The organism is Pseudomonas kitaguniensis (assembly GCF_009296165.1).
Classification (GTDB): Bacteria; Pseudomonadota; Gammaproteobacteria; order Pseudomonadales; family Pseudomonadaceae; genus Aquipseudomonas; species Aquipseudomonas kitaguniensis.
On the sequence record NZ_VUAZ01000093.1, the window covers coordinates 1 to 18,113 of the forward strand.

Genomic DNA, 18,113 nt, shown 5'->3' on the forward strand with positions numbered 1-18,113 from the left:
GACCTTGGCATGCCAAGGTCTTTTTTATTGCCTACACGGTTTAAGCGGGTGTACCCCACTCAAACTGTGGGCGCTGGCTTGCCTGCGATGACGCCAGCCCAAACATCCTCAGACTACCCGCCTACACAGCAACTGCCTCACCCTCCTCCGTTGCCCCATTCGGCAACATCCCATTCGCCAAATCATCCACCACCGCCTTGGCCATCTCGCCCAAATAATGCGCCGCCCAGGCATAACGGTCCGCGCTTGTGTCCATGGCCGCGTCCAAGGCGAGCATTTTTGAACAGTGAAGCAGCTCGGAGGCATGCTCCAGCGCATCGCGAATGGGTACGCCAGCATTGACGCGGAATAGACGGTGAAGGTTGGGCTGCTTGCCGCAGGTGGAGAAGGTGATAACGCCGAGGGTTTTGTTGAGGGGTGGGTTGATCATTGGGCACCTCCGGACTGCGCGGGGGTGTGGGTTGCGGTGTTAATAGGGTAAGACTTTTCAGAAAGACTCATTGGTGTAACTCCCGTTTTTCGATGAGAGCTGCACCATTCGTTTCCAGGCGAATGGTGGCAGCTGTGCGCAGGCTGGAAACCGGGGCAAAAGGGCAAACCCGGCAGACTCGAAAGTCTCCCACGCACAGCCGCCATAACACGCATATGCTGGCACAAAAATAGCACCAGCAGTCGTGATAAATGGTGGCGCCTGTGCGCCCTTTATTCCGCGGGTTTCCAGGCCCGGTCGCTGAATTTGCAGCGACGGGAGAAAATAGCGCGACAGCTCACAGACCTAAACCCGTACATTGTGCCAAGACATGTCAGCACTGGAAAAAACAAGAAAACTCCGGACGCACTCGAATTTTTACTAGATACCAATCTCATACCATTCATCGAGTCATATTTTATTACACTCTAAAAGCCGATCCGAAAATTGAATAACTACACTTCAAAAGTGGCAACTCGCCACTTACCATAGGATCAAAAAAATGCAGCAATATAAAAACTTAAGCGGGGATTCAAACGTGTTGGGGTATGAACTAGGCGTCGATACCATCACAGTCCAGTTCGCAACTGGCACTCATAGAAATTACGTCTATGACGAGACCGCGCCCGGCGCGGCAATAGTCACAGAATTATCTCGTCTTGCTATAGCCGGTCGGGGCTTGAATAGCTATATTGTTCGTACAGTTAAAAAAAATTACGCGCGCAAGTACTAGATCTTAGAAAATCGGACTAAATCACGATTGTTTTAAAATAACAGTCGTGACCTATTTTATACCCCTAGCAAAACTAAAGAACTGTCACTTATATATGGAGTTTTGGACACCATCAGAGTTTATTGCAATTCGCAAAAGAAGCTACAACATAACCTCATAAGGCCCAAGCGCCTTACTTGTCTGCACCAACCCCTGACGCATCAACATTTCCAGATAACTTCCCGCATCCATCGGTGGCCGTTTTAAGGCCCGTCGCTGCTTCTGCGCCGCCCCCAAAACCGCCGCTTGATCCAAATCCCAAAGATCCGAGATAAAATCATCCGGGTGCATCGGCTCAATGTCGTACGCAGCCAACACATGCGCCGGAAAGTCTTTGAGGTTGAACGTCACAATAACCTCAGCCTTGCTCCGAATTGCCGCCGCCAGCACGTGACGATCATCAGGATCAGGTAAATCTAAACTAGAACAGAGGTCCTCGTACCCTGTCACCAAGGCGTCGGGTATAGCCTTATCCATCAGCGCCGAGGTGCAATTCATTTGCGCCGCAGTGAGGTCGGGCCGGTTCTTGAGTACGTTGCGCTTCCATTCCCCATGAATCTGGCTAGTCCATCGCGCTCGGTACAGCCCAGACAATCCAAGCCACATCAGTAAATCCCGGAGCGCGGCCGGGTAGAGAACACACGCATCGTATACCGCAGTAAAAGGCGAACACCTCATCCGTCATACCCCATTCCCAGTTCCTGCCCTTGTTGCGCAAGTGCGTCCATTGCCTCTTGGCTTTCCTCATCGCGCCGTTGTTTGAACGCGATCAAATCCGAAAACCGAATTCGCCGATGTCGGCCGGTTTTTGTAAATGGAATAGCACCCTCCTCCAGCATCTTGACCAAGTGCGGGCGTGAAACGTTAAGCAGATCGGCGGCCTCCTGCGAGGTCAGTTCGGCATGGATGGGCACAACCTTGACGGCATTGCCGAGCGCCAGCTCACCCAGAATATCGACCAGCAAGCGCAGTGCCGAGGTTGGGAGTACGAGGGTGTGGGGTTTGTCTTCTTTGTCGAAGATGTCGATGCGCTGTGTTTCAAATTTGGTCGACAGCAAGGAGGCAAGTTCGCGCTGGCCTTGCACGGCAGCTTCAACTTCCTTTTCCAGCGGAAGGATCGTTTTGGGGAGGTGATTGGCGATCATGATGCGGCTCCAGCGTTACGCAGTTCAGTTGATGCCCACGCTAAACGAAACAAACGAAAATCGCAATAATCGAAACAAATCCGCCAGATCAGGCATCCGTCGACTTTTCCCACGCCCACCATCGAACAAAGCCGACATCGGCGTCTGATTCCCCCTCGTAGGCTCACTCCCTCGCACAAGGAAGTGAGCCCGTCATGTCGGAACGCTCTTACCCCATCACCGAAGAAGAACAACTCAAACGGCGCATCCTGACCCCGCAGCCGAAGCGGGCGGCCTATTCGCCGCCGATAGCGGTATTCGACGCGCCACCGATGCCAGCGCCAACGCTGGCCAAACCTTGTGGCTGCACGTTTACCAAACCCTGCCAACTGCCCGACGGCATCATTCGCTACAACGACCCCACCGGTCATGTGCCGCTGGAGCTGATCAAGGACTACGGCCATTTCAGTCTGTTGGGTGGGCGCGAGGTGGACAGCCAGGGCGCGGTTGCGCTGCGCAAGATCAGCGGCAGCGCACTGCCCGTTGGTTTGGGGCAGTTGGCGTTGCGTTCGGTGGTATTGGAGTCGGCTGCCAGCGCCGTTGGCACTATGGTCGGTGGCTTATTGGCGGGTTTGGTGTCGCTGGCGTGGCCATCGGAGTTGGGCGACAGCGCACTCTACAGCGAGGAGCAATTGCGCTCGATGCAGCGGGCGCGGTCGCAGATGCGCTTGCATGTCGAGCAGCGCGAAGACGGCACGCTCAAGGGGTATGGGTTTTACACAGGCAACAATGCCGATTGGCAGATGATCGACGTGGTGCAGTTCCAAAACCGTGGCGATCAGTTTGTGGCGGATTTGGGTGAGGGCGTGGAGCTGATATGGACGCCTGCGGTTGATCCGGGCGATACGTTGGGTATTCCGGCGTTGGAGGCCGCGCCACAGGCACCGGTGATTTGGATTTATCCACCGACCGAGAAAGCTGCGCAGATTCTGGTAAACCCGGTTTATCCACCGCAATACCGGGACTTTATTCTGGTGTTCCCGGTGGAGTCGGGTGTTCGGCCGCTGTATGTGGTGGTGAGCGTTCGGGCTGGGGATCACTCTTACCACACCAAGCCTAAACTCTTGGCTGCGTTCCCAAAAGCAAAATGGGCACGCTCGAAAACGTCCATGAAAGGAGGAGGTAAACGTCCTAGGTGGAAAGACCCCGATGGGACAATCTATGAATGGGACTCTCAACATGGAGCTGTGGAAAAGTACACCAAACATGGAGTGCATCTCGGCGAGTTCGACCATATAACCGGTAAACAAAGAAAACCAGCCGATCCTAGTAGGAGAGTAGAGCCATGAACCACGTAATTATGGGTGTTTTGCCCAACGAGGATTTTGCGTCCTTTGAGCAAGAGCTATCTCTATCCACTCAAGAGCTAATGAGGATTATGGGATGGAGCCAGCCTGAGGATTGCGTATTTGATTACCCGTTGACCGAAGAACAAACACTCAAAATAGAAGAGGCATGCGCTTTGAAGCTGCCCAACCACCTTGACCTGTTCCTTTCCTCACACGAGTAACCAACCCAAGAGCATTCAATTTCATGCGCAGACTTTCACTCACAGACAAAAAACTCCGCAACATCCCCAGGCACCTCAGAGCGCTGAGCCGCTGGGCCGACAGCTTCGAAGGCTACTTCTATGAAGAGCTGCCGCCAAAACCCGATTACGTAAACGAAAGAATTCCCGTCATAGAAAATCTTGTTGAGGGCAAACAAACCACGCCGGAAATTCTAGCGCACTGTGCTCAGCAGTTAATCAATGTCTCAGGCCACCTGCTTGCCGCACGACCAGAGCAAGCCCCTGATTGCTGGGTTGTCGCCTGCGTCATGGTTCCGGATATGTTCTCAAGCCGAGTCTGTGTCTACACCGACAAAGCCCGCCACCTCGGTCACACCCAGCCTTTCAACTATGACCACTTTCGTCAAACCCGAATCACTGGCCGAAGCCTCGCCCATGAATGGAACCTGACTCTCCCACCAGGGCTTCACGAAGTAGGTTTTCACTTTACCCACGAGGATGAAGACGGAGATATTTTCGAGTCAGAGCATTGGTACTTCGGCGAAGTCACCGTAACGGATCAAGACCCAGGCGGTGAACGCTGGAAATACCAAACGTTTAAATCGTTCCAAGCACAGAACCCGCATTTGTTCGGTGCATTTGCACCACTGCGTTAACCGGCCGGCTTGAACCCCGGCAAGCCATTAGCTTCCCGCCATTCCTTAACCGTGCGGGTAATTCCTTGCGCCGACGTATCAGCACCCGGCTCTGGGTGGTAGATCAGGTCCGCCCCATTGGGGTGTCCAATAATGTTCCTGAAGTGGAATAAAAGCGCATCAGCGCGGGCCTCGCTCGGCGAAACATCCGCCTTATACAGCGCTTCCAGGAACCTGATAAATTCGTGTTCTGTGTAGTCCGAGAGGCTATTTTTGATGAGCGGATCGATCATGCGCGCCCCTTACATCTGATGACAATTTGGCCGCAGGCTACGATAGACAGGCACGCACTTGATGCAGGGTGCTTCCTGATCCTGAGTCAGATGTGTCCTCAAAATTCTGACGCCCTTTTTATGCAGATTATTTCCCTGCCTATCCCACCGACTTCTCTTCAAACACCAACCGTGCACACAACCCACCCGTCGCCAGATTCTGCAACGTCAACCGCGTGCCGATCTTCCCCACAATCATCTCCACGATCGCCAAGCCCAACCCCGCGCCATTCGCGTTCCCCCGGCTGTAAAACCGCTCGAACAACCGCCCCAATTCCGCCTCATCGATGCCCGGCCCTTGGTCTTCCACGCTCAAACAATTAGCACCAATCACCACGCGCACCTCGCTGCCGGCCGGCGAGAAGTTAAGCGCGTTGGTCACCAGGTTTTGCAGCGCAATCGCCAGCGCCACCGGTTCGGTTTGCACCCAGCATTCTTCTTGCCCCTCCAGCACCAGTTCCACGCCTTTTTCCATGGCCAGCGGTGTCAGTTCAGCGAGTTCTTCGCGCACCAGTTCGGTGAGTTGCACGCGTTTGCACACGGGGTTGCTGAGGTGCGGTTCGATGCGCGCCATGGTCAGAAGTTGGCTGCCGATGCGGGTGGCGCGGTCGACGCCGTTGACGAGGAAGTCCAGTGCTTCGCGACGCTGTTCTTCGGTGGCGGCGCTTTGCGCGTTTTGCGCGTGGATGCGCAGTATCGCCAGTGGCGTGCGCAGTTCGTGGGCGGCGTCGGCGATGAAGCGGCGTTCGCGGTCGAGCAGGTCGTCCACTTGCACCAACAGCCGGTTCAGCGCGGTTTGCATGGGTTCCAGGTCGGTTGGCAGGGGCTTTAAGTGCAGCGGTTGCAGGGTGTCGGTGTTGCGCCCGCGAATGGATAGCACCATTGCGCGCAGCGGTTTGAGGCCCCAGCCGATGGCCAGCCAGATCAATAGGGTCAGCAGTGGCACGCCGATCAGCGTGGGCCACAGGGTGTGGCGCACGATGCGTTCGATCAGGTCTTGGCGAATGTCGTCGCGCTCGCCCACCCAAATCAACAGGCCCTGTTGCGGGTCGGCGAGGAGGAAAGCGCACCAGTCGTTGCCGTTGTCGATCAGGTCGTGGGAGCCGAGGGTGGTGGGCGGCGCAGCCAGCACTGGCGCTTCGGCGGATCGCACCAGTAATTCACCATCAGTGCGCCATACCTGGAAGGTCAGGCGGGTTTCGTAAGGGTGGGCGACGCCCTCTTCGCCGACGCGGCTCATGGCGTGGTCGAAGGCTTGGTAGAGGCGGTTCCAGTCGGCCTCGCCGGGGTCGCGTTGGCGCAGTACGCCTTGCAGCAGGCGGGCGCTTTGGGCGAGTTGGGCGTCGTAGACTTCTTCGATTTCGTGGTGGCTGTCACGCAGCACCAGCCAACTGATCAGGGCGTCACCGAGCAGTATCAGCACCAGCACCGGGATGAGAATACGCGCGCGAACCGAGGTCATGGTTTGAGCGCCAGCACGTAGCCGACACCGCGCACGGTGCGGATCAGCTCGGTGGAGAGTTTTTTGCGCAGGTTGTGGATAAGTACTTCGAGGGTGTTGCTCTCCACGCGGTCTTGCCAGCCGTACAGCGCGCGGGACAAGCGCTCGCGGGTCACGACTTTGCCGGGGCGCACCATCAGTTGGTGCAGCAGTTGGTATTCCATCGGGGTGACGATGATGTCTTCATCCTGGTAGCGCACGTGTTGGGTGGCCGGGTCGAGGCTGACGCCGGCATGTTCCAGCAGCGGTTGCGCGCGGCCCTGGCTGCGGCGCAACAGGGCGCGCACGCGGGCTTTGAGTTCCTCGACGTCGAAGGGTTTGATCAGGTAGTCGTCGGCGCCCGCGTCGAGCCCGGCGATGCGTTCGGCGGTGCCGTCACGGGCGGTCAGAATCAGCACCGGCAGGTCGTGCTGTTCGGCGCGCAGTTGCTGCAGCAGGTCGAGGCCATCGAGGCGCGGCAGGCCGAGGTCGAGCAGCAGCAAATCAAAGCTTTCAGTGCGCAGGGCATGCAGGGCGCTGAGGCCATCCTGCAGCCAGTCGAGGGTGTAGCCTTCGGCGCCTAATGCCACGCGAATGCCTTGGCCGAGGGCGCGATCATCTTCGACGAGGAGTAGGCGCATAACGGAATCTCTGTAGGAATCGGCGGCATCATGCCGGGTTCTGGCGCGGGCTATTCCGGGAAAGATGTTACGGCTCATTGCCAACTAAGGTTGCGCTAAGGTTGGTTTTGCACTGTGCAATCTCCCACATCTGCTGAGAGCTTTTCCATGCGCAAAATTCTCTTGTTGTCCCTGATTATCGCCAGCCCTTTGGCCGTCGCCGGCCCGCAGTGCACCACCGCCGAGCGCTCGCAATGGCAAGCCCAAAAGGTGTTTCAGGACAAGCTCAAGGCCGAAGGCTATGAGATCAGCACGTTCAAGGTCACCGACGGCAATTGCTATGAAATCTACGGCTTTGACAAGGACAAGCGCAAAGTCGAAATCTACCACGACCCGGTCACCGGCAAAGCGCTGAAGACTGAGATCAAGGGCTGATGCCAGGCGAATCCCTGCGCCTGTGGGACCCTTTGGTGAGGCTGTTTCATGTGTCTATCGCCGGGGTCTTTGCCGCCAATTACTTCTTTAACGAAGCAGGCGACGACTGGCACGTTTGGCTGGGCTACTACGCCATGGCCTGGCTGCTGGTGCGCACCGTGTGGGGGTTCGTTGGGCCGCGCAGCGCGCGTTGGTCAGATTTCTGGCCAACGCCTGCACGGCTCGCCGCCCATGCGCGTAGTTTGGTCAACGGGCGACCGCTGCATCGGCTCGGCCATTCGCCGATTGGCGCATTGGTAATGCTGTTGATGTTGCTGGCATTGCTGACCATCGGCACCAGCGGCTTCTTGATGCAGGAAGTCGACGCCTTGTGGGGCGCCGATTGGCCGCTGCAAGTCTACGAGACCGCCGCCAATGTACTGCTCGGTTTGGTCTGCGTGCATGTACTGGCAGCGGTGTTCGAAAGCGTCCAGGTGCGGGACAACCTGCCGTTATCCATGCTCACCGGTCGCAGGACGCGCCTGCCGGATGAACGTGCGCAGTAATCCTCTTTCCGACAGGTTCTCTATGCGCTCCGCTCTACTGATTTGCAGCCTGCTGGGCGTATTCATCGCCGCCTGGCTGAGCCATCCGCCCCACGTGCTGGCACCCTTTGCCCAGGCGAGCCCGAACACCTCGAAGGTGGCGGCCGCGCCGCAATACACCAGCCGCTTTGTGTCTTCCGAGCTCACCGACTTTGTGCATTCTTCGTCCGTCACGGCGCTGCCCGGCGGCGACTTAATGGCGGTGTGGTTTGCAGGCTCGCGCGAAGGCGCCGCCGATGTGCAGGTGCGCACCGCGCGGTTTGATGCAAGCAGTGCCGAATGGGGCGCCGAACAGGTGCTGGCCACGCGCGAAAGTACCCGCGACGGCACCCAGCGCTACATTCGCAAACTCGGTAACCCGGTGATTGCGCTGGGGCCAGATAAACGCCTGTGGCTGTTTTATGTGTCGGTGTCGGTCGGCGGCTGGGCCACCAGTGCGATCAACGTGATGGTCTCCGAAGACCTCGGCGCGAACTGGACCGCACCGAGGCAACTGGTGACGTCGCCGTTCTTCAATATCAGCACGTTGGTGCGCGCCGCGCCGGTGTTCCACGCTGACGGCTCGATCGGCTTGCCGGTGTACCACGAGTTGATGGGCAAGTTTGCCGAGTACCTGTACTTGAGCCCCGACGGTGCGGTGATCGACAAATTCCGCATCAGCCGCGGTAAAAACTCGCTGCAACCGACCATCGTGCCGCTGGACGGCCAACGCGCCGTGGCGATGTTGCGCTACGCCGGCGAAACCCATCACCGCGTGCTTGCCAGCCGCACCGAAGATGCCGGGCAAACCTGGAGCGAGCCCTACCCGCTGGAGCCGGCCAACCCCAACTCATCGCTGGCCGCGGTGGCCACCCAGGATGACGGTTTGCTGGTGGCCCTCAACGACCTGCAAGACGGCCGTTTCAAGCTCAGCCTTTATGGCACCGACGCCCGGTTCAGCCAGTGGCGCACGGTGGTGGAGCTGGACCAATCGCCCGACCCGCTTGGCCAACCGTTTTCGCCCCAGGCTTACAAAGAAATTATCGGCGAAGGCTTTCGCGCCTCCAGTGGCGCCAAACGCTTGCCGCTGGAACAGCGCTTTCTGAGCAACCTGGACTACCGCGTATGCAAACCGCGTGGCTGTGATTTCGAGTACGAGTACCCGTACTTCAGCCGCAGCCCGGACGGTATGTACCACTTGGTGTACTCGTGGAATAACACCTTTATCAAACATGTCAGCTTCAACGAAGCCTGGCTGGAGGAGCGCTTGTGATGACGGCCTTCTGGCAAGCCCATTTGAGTTTTGTACTGCTGGGGTTTGTGCTCTTAAGCCTGTTTCGATTTACCGCACCGTGGCGGCCGTGGTTGTTGCCGATGTTGGTGGCGGTGAGTTTTATCCCGGTCAATGAGCTGCCCGTGGCGGCGTATGTACGCAGCTTTACCGATGACCTGGCCATCAGCACGTTGGTGTTGTTGGCGTGGGTGGCGTTGTGCAGGTTAGGCGTGGTGCAGCCGCTTGGGCGCACACATCAAGTGCAAATGTTGCTGCTGTTTGGCGCGCTGAGCCTTGTGCTGTACCCGGCCACGATGGGGCTGACGTATGTCGACCCTTACCGTTGGGGCTTCAACCCCAGGCCGATGATTGTGCTGGTGGGCGCAGTGGCGTTGCTGATGCTGTGGCTGCGTAACGCGCTGGCGGTGTGGATGTTGGCAATCGGCACGTTGGCGTTCGCGCTGCGGCTCAAAGCCTCGGAAAACTACTGGGACTACCTGGTCGATCCGCTGCTGGTGGTTTACTGCGTCATCGCCGGATTAATGCAACTCAACCTGTGGGAGCGGGCTTGCTCGCGATGGCGGTCTACCCGCAAAAAAATGCAGTGCTGACACACCGCAATCACAGGTGTCTTGTGGGATTTATGAAATTGAACAGAGGTTAATAATGGGTGCGTTGCAATCGCGTCGCCTGCGCTACGGCGTGGGGGCCATCGGGCTGGTGTTTGTGTTACTCGCGGCGTTGCGGCTGGTGTTTGTGCTGGCTTTTTCCGGCCTCGACTTAAACACCCCGGCACTCCTGGAAACCGTGGGCATCGGCCTGCGTTTCGACCTGCGCCTGGCGGTGTTGATCCTGCTGCCGCTGGCCGTACTCGCGTGGCTGCCGCGCTGGAACCTGACCACCCTGCCCGCGCTGCGTTGGCTGGCACGCGGCTATTTGGTGGTGGCATTGGCCGTGGTCGGCCTGGTGTACATCATCGACTTCGGCCATTACGCCTACCTCGGCGTACGCCTCAACGCGACGGTGTTGCGCTACCTGCAAGACGCGCAGATTTCTCAACAGATGGTCTGGGAAACCTACCCGGTGCTGTGGATAACCGCCTGTTGGCTGGCAGCGGTGGCGCTGTGGGTGTGGGCGTTGGTGTGCCTGGAGCGCTTGACCCTCGACCGTGAACCCACCGCGAGCAGCAAGTGGGCGCTGGCCTCGGTGGCCGTGGTGGGCGTGGTCGCCGTGCTGCTGGCGCTGCTCGGTCGCGTCGCCAACCTGAACCTGGAGAACCCGGTGCCGCTGCGCTGGAGCGATGCGTTCTTTTCCGGCAATACCCAAGTCGCCGCCGTGGGCCTGAACCCGGTGCTGTTTTTGTACGACACGTTCAAGGTCGGCCAATCGCAGTTCGATGAAACCCAGGTGCGCGCACATTACCCGCAAGTGGCGCAGTACTTGGGTGTTGATAAACCCGACCCCCAGCAACTGAATTTCATACGTGAACAAGGTGTACAGCCTTATCGGCTGCCGGGTGATCGCCCACCCAATGTGATCTTCGTGATGCTCGAATCGCTCGGCACCAGCGCCGTCGGCGCCTACGGCAACCCGCTGAACCCTACGCCGAACCTGGACCAACTGGCGACGCAAAGCTGGTTCTTCAAACACTTTTATGTGCCCGTCACCGGCACCGCCAAAACCGTGTGGGCCAGCCTCACCGGCGTGCCCGATGTGACGCGCCAGGAGACCGCCACGCGCAACCCGCTGATCACGCGGCAACACACGCTGGTGAACGCGTTCGAGGGTTACCAGAAGTTCTACATGATCAACGGCAACGCCGGCTGGGCGAATATCAACGCTTTGATCCGCCAGAGCATCGACGGCGTGCAACTGTTTGAGGAAAGCTACTGGCGCTCACCACGGGTCGACGTATGGGGCATTTCTGACCTGGACCTGTTCAAGGAAGGTGATCAACTGCTGCGCGCCGTGCCCAAAAACCAGCCGTTCTTCGCCTACCTGCAAACCTCCGGCAACCATCGCCCGTTCACCATCCCCAAGCAAAACGATGGTTTTGAGGTGCGCAACGTGACCCTGGAGCAAGCACAGGAAGCCGGCTCGCGCAGCGTCGAGCAATACAACGCGGTGCGCCTGCTGGACTTCAACATCGGCCGTTTAATGGAAATCGCCAAGGCCGGCGGCTATTACGACAACACTATTTTCGTGTTTTTCGGCGACCACAACACGCGCATCAGCCAGATCCCGCACATGCTGCCCGCCTTTGAACAATTGGGCCTTGAAAGCAACAACGTGCCGCTGTTGATCCATGCCCCTGGCCTGCAACCTCGGGTGATTGAAGAGGCCGTGGGCCTGGCGGATTTGCTGCCGACGGTAGCGGGCATGGCCGGCGTGCCGTTTCGCAATGGCGCGATGGGCCGCGACATTCAGCAACCGGCGCCGGAAGGCGAGCGCATGGTGCCGTTGGTGTTGCACGAAGGCACGTTCCCGATAATCGGCGGCGTGACCCAGGACTTTTTGCTGCAGATGCAGCACGACGGCAGTTCGCCGACGCTGCATGACCTGGCCTCGCAAACCCCGCGCGAGGACGTGGCCGAGCAGCACCCGCAAGAGTTTCAGCGCCTGCAGGGGCTGACGCGCGGGCTGCATGAGAGTGCGCGGTTGATGCTGTTCAAGAATGTGCGCGAATGATTATTTGGGCTGGAAGGTTTCGAGGTACGCCAGGATGTTTTCGATCTTTTCCGGGTCGCTGATGCCCCAGAAGATCATGCGCGTGCCGCTGACCACTTTTTTCGGCGCCTCGATATAGGCGGCGAGCTTGTCGCGCGTCCAGACCACGCCGGAGTTTTTCATCGCGTCGGAGTATTGATAGTCGGGCGTGGTGCCAGCAGGTCGGCCGATAATGCCGTTGAGTTCGGGGCCAAAGCCGCCGCGCGCGCCTTCGCCGACGCTGTGGCAACCGCCGCAGGTCTTGGTGAACAACTTGCCGCCCGCCTCGGCATCGCCTGCCGCGATAGCCGTGGCGCAGTTGAGGGTGATGTTGAAGATGACAGCAAGGCTCAATAAAGCGTATTTCATGGGGGACTCCACAGCGGGTGTTACTGACGATTATGCCTGTTTGTCAGGCCTGCATGCGCCGTGACGATGCACAACCCAGGCCCTCTAAATGACCACCCATCGCCTGGAACATATTCAATCGAACCTAACCCCGCACGCCCCACTCCACCTAACTGAACCCTGATGGTGGAGAAGGATCATGGCTCAGCCATCGATTTTAGTGCTGGAAGACGACGAGATCATTCGCTCGTTAATGGTAAATGTGCTGGAGGAGCTGGGTGCGCAGGTCACGTCCTTTCCGTCGGCGGATGAAGGCATGATCTATCTGGAGCGCGGCGATGACCCGGTCGACCTGATTGTCAGTGATATTCAGATGCCGGGGTTGCTCAACGGCTATGATTTGAGCAGAGTAGTGGCGCATCGCTGGCCATCGATGCCGGTGGTGCTGACCTCCGGCAATGCCAAGCTCGCGGCGCAACTGGGCAGTTCCGTGCGGTTTTTGCCCAAGCCGTGGAGTACTGAACATCTGGTTGAGTGCGTACAAACGGCCCTGACCCAACAGGGCTCGTCGCTGCATTGATGTCGTAGCGACATCAGTCAAACCGACCGGGTGGGACGGCTTTGTGGCCATTACGTACGCCAGGTGCGACTTTTCTGATTCGCCGGTCAGCCTTTTCGCTTTATGCGCACGGTCGGCCGCAATGAGTTGTGTAGAATCGGCGCCTGTTTACTCGCGTCATTCATGGCCGAAAGGCCCACAGTTCGAGCGTATTGAATGCATTCACAGGCCCTTGAGGTTGGTGCGCCGTCATTGTTGGAATCGCTGCGCACAGGCACCGGCCTGCTGCACGTAGCGCTGGAAAAACGCCTGCCGTTTTTTTCCGAGCAGTTGGATGCTGATTGGTACCGGCGCTTGATCCAGGCGTATTACGGGTTCTATCGGCCGATGGAGACGGCGCTGTTTGACAGTGGCTTGATCCCGAATGGATTTGACAGCGTTTTGCGTGTGAAAACCCCCACGTTGGTCAACGACCTGCACGCCCTCGGCTTGAATGACACGGCCATCCGCGCCCTGCCCCGTTGCTGCGAACTGCCGACCTTGGCCACTCCCGCCGCCTGCCTTGGCGCCCTGTATGTGCTGGAAGGCGCGACATTGGGTGGCCAGGTGCTGCGCCGCGAAATGGCCCGACGCCTGGACCTCGACGCGGATAACGGCGGCGCATTTCTCAACGTGTACGGCGCCGAGACCGGTCGCCGCTGGAAAGACTTTCTCGATTACCTGGGCCGCCAGCCACTGAGCACGGCCGCCAATCAGCGCGCGGTGATGGCGGCGTGTGCAACGTTCAGTTGCTTTGAGCAATGGCTGGCCAGCCAGGAGGTACTGCTATGAAACCCGAGAATTTTGACGCGCTGCTTGCCAACTGTGCCGACGAACCCATTCGCTTCCCGGGGGCGATTCAGCCTCACGGTGTGCTGCTGACGTTGTCGGAGCCTGACCTGAACATCATCCAGGTCAGCACCAACGTCGGCAGCGTGTTCAACCATGCGCCTGAAGCGCTGTTAGGCCAGCCGCTGCACACGCTGATTGGCGCAGAACACGCCCAGGCCGTGCGCGCCATGGCTGAAGACAATTGTTTTTTCGACGCGCCGCCGCTGCATGTCACGCTCAACGGTGCGCCATTCGAAGGCCTGCTGCATCGCCATCAACACGTGCTGGTGCTGGAGTTCGAACCCAGGCTCGAAGATTTCAAGCCACGCGCGCTGAATGGCCGCATCAGTGACTTGGGCAAAATGTTGCAACGCTTGCAGTCGGCAACAACCCTGCAAGCACTCTACGAAATCAGCGTGAATGAAGTTCAGGCCATCACCGGTTACGACCGCGTGCTGATCTATCGCTTTGAAGATGAAGGCCATGGCCAGGTGATCGCCGAAGCCTCGGCGCCGTCGATGGAGCTGTTCAACGGGCTGTTCTTTCCTGCGTCCGACATCCCCGAGCAGGCCCGCGAGCTGTATCGCACCAACTGGCTGCGCATTATCCCGAATGCTGCTTACGAGCCGGTGCCGCTGTTGCCCACGTTGCGCCCGGACACCGGCCAGCCGCTGGATCTAAGCTTCGCGACGCTGCGCAGTGTGTCGCCGATTCACTGCCAGTACATGCAAAACATGGGCGTGCTGTCGTCCATGAGCATCTCGTTAATGAAGGGCGACAAACTCTGGGGCTTGATCAGTTGCGGCAACCGCGAGCCGTTGCTGGTACCCAATGACCTGCGCACCGCGTGCCAAACCATCGGCCAGGTGCTGTCGTTGCAGATCAGCGCCATGGAGGCGCTGGACCTGAGCCGTCAGCGCGAAGAAAAAGTCGAGGCGCTGGCGCTGCTCGATCAGGCGATGAAAGCCTCTGAGCAAGGCGTGTTCGAGAGCCTGGCCCAGCAGCCGCAGTGGTTGATGGACCTGACCCATTCGAGCGGCGTGGCGATCATCGAAGACAAGCAACTGCACGTTTACGGCGATTGCCCACAGCCAGCGCAGATTCGCGCGCTGCACACGTGGCTGCAAGCGCGCGGCACACCGGTGTTTGCAAGCCACAACCTGGCCTCGGTGTACCCGCCCGCACTTGACTATCAGCAGGTGGCCAGTGGCGTATTGGCCATGAGTTTGCCCAAGCCGGTGGACAACGGCGTGCTGTGGTTTCGCCCGGAAGTGAAAGAGAACATCAACTGGAGCGGTAACCCGAACAAACCGCTGGACCTGGACAATTCCGACGCCGGTATGCGCCTGCGCCCACGCACCTCGTTTGAAATCTGGAAAGTGGAAATGGCCGGCATCTCCACTCGATGGAGCCATGGCGACCTGTTTGCCGCCAACGACCTGCGCCGCTCGGCGCTGGAAAACGACTTGGCGCGCCAGGTGCTGCGCGAGCAGCAAGCGGTGCGTGCGCGTGATGAGCTGGTGGCGGTGGTGTCCCACGACCTGCGTAACCCGATGACGGTTATTTCGATGCTCTGCGGCATGATGCAAAAGACCTTCAGCTCTGAAGGCCCACACACGTCGCGGCGTATCTCATCGGCCATCGACACCATGCAACAGGCGGCCGGGCGTATGAATGTGCTGCTGGAAGACTTGCTCGACACCTCAAAAATCGAAGCCGGGCGTTATGTGGTCAAGCCGGTGGCACTCGACGTCAGCCATATGTTTGAAGAGGCCTATTCGTTGCTCGCGCCGCTGGCGATGGAGAAAGGCATCGAACTGTCGTTCAACGCAACACCCGGCCTGCACATCAATGCCGACCCGGAGCGTTTGTTCCAGGTGCTGTCGAACCTGGTCGGCAATGCGATCAAATTTACCCCACGCCTGGGCGCCATCGACATCAACGCGGTAAGCGACGGCGACGATGTGTTGTTTTCGGTGCGCGACTCCGGCGAAGGCATTGCGCCTGAGCAATTGCCGCATGTGTTTGAACGCTACTGGACACAGACCGAAAACAACCCCAACGGCAGCGGCTTGGGGCTTTACATCACCCAAGGCATCATCCAGGCACATGGCGGCATGATCGTTGCTGAAAGTGAGCTGGGCAAAGGCAGCGAATTCCGCTTTACCGTGCCCAAGGCGGTTGAAGGGTTGTGTACCTGATAGAGGCTGGGCTTGTGTGGCGAGCGGGCTTGCCACACAGGCCCGCCAGCCGGGGCTTAACAAAACGCTGACATCCGCTGGGTTAAGCTGGGTGCTTTATTTGCACAGAGCCGTCTTCCCTATGCGTCAAGCAGGCACCCTGCCCGCCGTTATTGTTGGGCCGCTGTTGCGGCGATTGGAACCCAAACGCTTGGTGCTGTGGCTGATGGCAACCCGTGAACTGTCGCCAACCCTGAGGCTGCACGTTGGCGAACACACCCGCGAAATTCAGTTGGACCAAGGCCAGTGCCAAGTCGTAGCGGTGGGGCGCCACGCCTTCATCCACCTGATCGACGTGCCGCTGAACGACGCTCTGCCGCTGGACGTGGTGATCGGCTATGACCTGCTGATCGATCACCTCGGCATCGCCGAATGGGCGCCGCACCTGCTGTATGCCGAAGCGCCCACCGCGACGTTCGTGTTGCACAGCCGCCTGCACCAGTTGGTGCATGGCTCGTGCCGTAAACCCCACCACGCAGCGGACGAAGGCTTGCTGTGCGTCGACCGCCTGCTGGCCGACGCACACACGCTGGCCGAACGCCCGGCGCTGCTGATGATGAGCGGCGACCAGATCTACGCCGACGATGTGGCCGGGCCGATGCTGCGCGCGATTCATGCACTGATCGCGCGCCTCGGGCTGTTCGACGAATACCTGGAAGGCGCGGTGGTGGATGACAGCGCCAGCCTCTATGGGCATCGCGCCAGCTATTACAATCGCGCCGACCTGCTGCCCGCGCTGGACAGCAACGAGACCTTGCGCGAACGTTTTTTTGGTGGCGTAAAAAAGCCGATTTTCACCAGTAGCACCGCCGACAACCACTTGGTGACCTTTGCCGAAGTGATCGCGATGTACGCACTGGTCTGGTCGCCCACGCCCTGGGCGCTGATCACCCTGCAGCCGCCGACACTGAGCGCCGAAGAACAGCCGCGTTATGCCCGTGAGCAGGTGCAGATCGACCGTTTCCGTGACGGACTGCCCGGTGTTGCACGGGTGTTCGCGCACCTCTCGACGCTGATGATTTTCGATGACCACGACATTACCGACGACTGGAACCTCAGCGCCCAATGGGAAGAAACCGCCTACGGCCACCCATTCTCCAAACGCATCATCGGCAACGCGCTGCTCGCTTACATGCTATGCCAGGGCTGGGGCAACCAGCCGGATGTGTTTGTCCCATTGGTGAACCAAACCCAGGCACTGACCGCCCACCCACACGGCAACCATCTAGACGCCGGCGCGCAGGATACCCTGCTGCAAACACTGCTGAAGTTTCAGCACTGGCATTACGTACTGCCCACCACGCCCGCCCTGGTGGTACTCGACACGCGCACACGGCGCTGGCGCAGCGAGTTCACCCTCAAGCAACCCTCCGGCCTGCTGGACTGGGAAGCCCTGAGTGAGCTGCAACAGGCGTTGCTCGACCATCCGTCAGCGATCATCGTCTCGCCCGCACCGATCTTTGGTGTGAAGTTGATCGAGACCGTGCAGAAGGTGTTCAGTTGGTGCGGCTACCCGCTGCTGGTAGACGCCGAAAACTGGATGGCCCATCGCGGCGCAGCGCAGGTGATCCTCAACATCTTTCGCCATTCGCGCACGCCGGGTAACTACGTGATCCTCTCGGGTGACGTGCATTACTCGTTCGTCTATGAAGTGCTGATCCGCCACCGCAACGCGGGCCCCAGGATCTGGCAGATCACCAGCAGCGGCATCAAGAACGAGTTCCCGCCACGCCTGCTGGAATGGTTCGACCGCCTCAACCGCTGGCTCTACTCGCCGCGCTCGCCGCTCAACGGGTTTACTCGCCGCCGCACCATGCAGGTGGTGCCGCATATTCCGCAGCATGCCGAGGCCGGTGAACGGCTGTGGAATTCGGCGGGCATCGGCCAGGTATTTTTCAATGAGCAGGGCCAGCCTGAGGAGATTTACCAGCACAACGCGAATGGCAAACCGAAAACGCGGATGGTCGCGCCGAAGTAAGGCGCGGCGCTTGCGCAGATTAAATCAGCATCAGCCCGGTTTTTTTATCGCCAAACAAATGAAGGCGTAGCGCGCCTTTTTTCGATTCAGGCAATAGCACAAAGCCATTCGACTAAAACATCGCCCCCCCAATCCATCC

At 59.0% G+C, this 18,113-nt stretch carries 19 protein-coding genes; 12 read left to right on the forward strand and 7 right to left on the reverse strand.

Annotated features, from left to right (window positions below; translation table 11 throughout):
* Window positions 1–121 precede the first annotated feature (121 nt).
* The 3 genes from F0169_RS15950 to F0169_RS15965 form a co-directional block, all read right to left on the reverse strand.
* A complete protein-coding gene (locus tag F0169_RS15950) occupies window positions 122–430 on the reverse strand; it encodes a DUF3077 domain-containing protein (protein WP_152747036.1) in 309 nt (102 codons plus the stop codon).
* Window positions 431–1,343: 913 nt separating this feature from the next.
* Window positions 1,344–1,919 carry a PIN domain-containing protein gene (locus F0169_RS15960; protein ID WP_152747038.1) on the reverse strand — a complete coding sequence of 192 codons (576 nt, stop codon included), beginning with the start codon at window positions 1,917–1,919 and terminating at the stop codon, window positions 1,344–1,346.
* Complete coding sequence (locus F0169_RS15965; RefSeq protein WP_152747039.1) at window positions 1,916–2,386, reverse strand: helix-turn-helix domain-containing protein; 471 nt, start codon at window positions 2,384–2,386, stop codon at window positions 1,916–1,918. The genes F0169_RS15960 and F0169_RS15965 overlap by 4 nt, the downstream gene beginning before the upstream one ends.
* Before the next feature lie 194 nt (window positions 2,387–2,580).
* Here F0169_RS15965 and F0169_RS15970 point away from each other — a divergent pair, with 194 nt between their 5' ends.
* From F0169_RS15970 to F0169_RS15980, 3 genes are read left to right on the forward strand one after another with little or no spacing between them, the layout of a single operon-like run.
* Window positions 2,581–3,714: an S-type pyocin domain-containing protein gene (locus F0169_RS15970; RefSeq protein WP_152747040.1), complete on the forward strand. Its 1,134-nt coding sequence runs from the start codon at window positions 2,581–2,583 to the stop codon at window positions 3,712–3,714.
* Entirely contained in the window at window positions 3,711–3,935 is a 225-nt protein-coding gene (locus F0169_RS15975) for a hypothetical protein (RefSeq protein WP_122251779.1), read from the forward strand. Before F0169_RS15970 ends, F0169_RS15975 begins: the two co-directional genes overlap by 4 nt.
* 23 nt (window positions 3,936–3,958) lie before the next feature.
* Window positions 3,959–4,591 (forward strand): DUF3916 domain-containing protein, encoded by a 633-nt coding sequence (locus F0169_RS15980; RefSeq protein ID WP_152747041.1) that lies wholly within the window; start codon window positions 3,959–3,961, stop codon window positions 4,589–4,591.
* Here the strand turns inward: F0169_RS15980 and F0169_RS15985 are convergent.
* The 3 genes from F0169_RS15985 to F0169_RS15995 form a co-directional block, all read right to left on the reverse strand.
* On the reverse strand, window positions 4,588–4,863 hold the full coding sequence (locus F0169_RS15985; protein WP_152747042.1) for a bacteriocin immunity protein: 276 nt from the start codon (window positions 4,861–4,863) through the stop codon (window positions 4,588–4,590). The genes F0169_RS15980 and F0169_RS15985 overlap by 4 nt on opposite strands.
* A 139-nt stretch (window positions 4,864–5,002) precedes the next feature.
* Window positions 5,003–6,364: a sensor histidine kinase gene (locus F0169_RS15990; protein WP_122251776.1), complete on the reverse strand. Its 1,362-nt coding sequence runs from the start codon at window positions 6,362–6,364 to the stop codon at window positions 5,003–5,005.
* On the reverse strand, window positions 6,361–7,023 hold the full coding sequence (locus F0169_RS15995; protein ID WP_099235506.1) for a response regulator: 663 nt from the start codon (window positions 7,021–7,023) through the stop codon (window positions 6,361–6,363). Before F0169_RS15995 ends, F0169_RS15990 begins: the two co-directional genes overlap by 4 nt.
* A gap of 147 nt (window positions 7,024–7,170) precedes the next feature.
* On the opposite strand from F0169_RS15995, the gene F0169_RS16000 reads away from it, so the two are divergent.
* The 5 genes from F0169_RS16000 to F0169_RS16020 are packed head-to-tail and all read left to right on the forward strand — an operon-like array spanning window position 7,171 to window position 11,961.
* Window positions 7,171–7,437 carry a PepSY domain-containing protein gene (locus tag F0169_RS16000; protein WP_152747043.1) on the forward strand — a complete coding sequence of 89 codons (267 nt, stop codon included), beginning with the start codon at window positions 7,171–7,173 and terminating at the stop codon, window positions 7,435–7,437.
* Window positions 7,437–7,982 (forward strand): cytochrome b/b6 domain-containing protein, encoded by a 546-nt coding sequence (locus F0169_RS16005; protein ID WP_152747044.1) that lies wholly within the window; start codon window positions 7,437–7,439, stop codon window positions 7,980–7,982. Before F0169_RS16000 ends, F0169_RS16005 begins: the two co-directional genes overlap by 1 nt.
* A 22-nt stretch (window positions 7,983–8,004) precedes the next feature.
* Window positions 8,005–9,273: a sialidase family protein gene (locus F0169_RS16010; RefSeq protein WP_058414886.1), complete on the forward strand. Its 1,269-nt coding sequence runs from the start codon at window positions 8,005–8,007 to the stop codon at window positions 9,271–9,273.
* Window positions 9,273–9,884, forward strand: a complete 612-nt coding sequence (locus F0169_RS16015) for a hypothetical protein (RefSeq protein WP_152747045.1) — start codon at window positions 9,273–9,275, stop codon at window positions 9,882–9,884. The genes F0169_RS16010 and F0169_RS16015 overlap by 1 nt, the downstream gene beginning before the upstream one ends.
* 55 nt (window positions 9,885–9,939) lie before the next feature.
* Entirely contained in the window at window positions 9,940–11,961 is a 2,022-nt protein-coding gene (locus tag F0169_RS16020) for an LTA synthase family protein (protein ID WP_152747046.1), read from the forward strand.
* Here F0169_RS16020 and F0169_RS16025 read toward each other — a convergent pair whose 3' ends face one another.
* Entirely contained in the window at window positions 11,962–12,348 is a 387-nt protein-coding gene (locus F0169_RS16025) for a c-type cytochrome (RefSeq protein WP_122251769.1), read from the reverse strand.
* A gap of 178 nt (window positions 12,349–12,526) precedes the next feature.
* On the opposite strand from F0169_RS16025, the gene F0169_RS16030 reads away from it, so the two are divergent.
* From F0169_RS16030 to F0169_RS16045, 4 genes are all read left to right on the forward strand, one after another.
* A complete protein-coding gene (locus F0169_RS16030; RefSeq protein ID WP_058414889.1) occupies window positions 12,527–12,907 on the forward strand; it encodes a response regulator in 381 nt (126 codons plus the stop codon).
* A gap of 195 nt (window positions 12,908–13,102) precedes the next feature.
* Window positions 13,103–13,717, forward strand: a complete 615-nt coding sequence (locus F0169_RS16035; RefSeq protein WP_152747047.1) for a biliverdin-producing heme oxygenase — start codon at window positions 13,103–13,105, stop codon at window positions 13,715–13,717.
* Window positions 13,714–15,957, forward strand: coding sequence for an ATP-binding protein (locus tag F0169_RS16040; RefSeq protein WP_152747048.1), 2,244 nt, complete (start codon window positions 13,714–13,716; stop codon window positions 15,955–15,957). The genes F0169_RS16035 and F0169_RS16040 overlap by 4 nt, the downstream gene beginning before the upstream one ends.
* A gap of 121 nt (window positions 15,958–16,078) precedes the next feature.
* Window positions 16,079–17,974 (forward strand): alkaline phosphatase D family protein, encoded by a 1,896-nt coding sequence (locus F0169_RS16045; protein ID WP_152747049.1) that lies wholly within the window; start codon window positions 16,079–16,081, stop codon window positions 17,972–17,974.
* Window positions 17,975–18,113 lie beyond the last annotated feature (139 nt).